Below are 434 nucleotides of genomic sequence, written 5' to 3' on the forward strand. Positions count from 1 at the left end.
TCTTTGGCTGTTTCTTTGCCCGCGTCGCAGCCGGCCAGCAGTGCGATCATCGGCAGAGCCCACGCCAGGCGCCGGCTCCAGGGTTTCAAGGTGACATTCATACAAACACTTCCTGAAGCGGTTGCCCGCGTCGCAACGCTGCTGGGCAACCCTTATTATTAATAGGGCTATTGGTCTTTGCGGGCGGGGCGAGGATACTGGCCGCCGTTTCCCGTGACCTCGAAGCAACCATGACTTTTAAAAGACTGACTGTTGTATTGCTGGCCTGCCTGACACTGTCCGCCTGTGGCGGCGTGGATCCGAATTCGCCGCTGGGCCAGCGCAAGGCGATCTTCAAACAGATGCTCAAGACTGGCGAAGACCTGGGCGGCATGCTGCGTGGGCGTATCCCGTTCGACGGCGCCAAATTTGCCGAAGGTGCGGTCAAGTTGGAC

Annotated in this window: 1 pseudogene; it reads left to right on the forward strand. The window is 59.2% G+C overall.

The window, feature by feature from the left end:
- Positions 1 to 230: 230 nt before the first annotated feature.
- Positions 231 to 434, forward strand: a pseudogene (locus SOP95_RS31715) (cytochrome c); the annotation flags it as partial.

This window comes from Pseudomonas sp. YuFO8 (genome assembly GCF_035065025.1).
Classification (GTDB): domain Bacteria; phylum Pseudomonadota; class Gammaproteobacteria; order Pseudomonadales; family Pseudomonadaceae; genus Aquipseudomonas; species Aquipseudomonas putida_AE.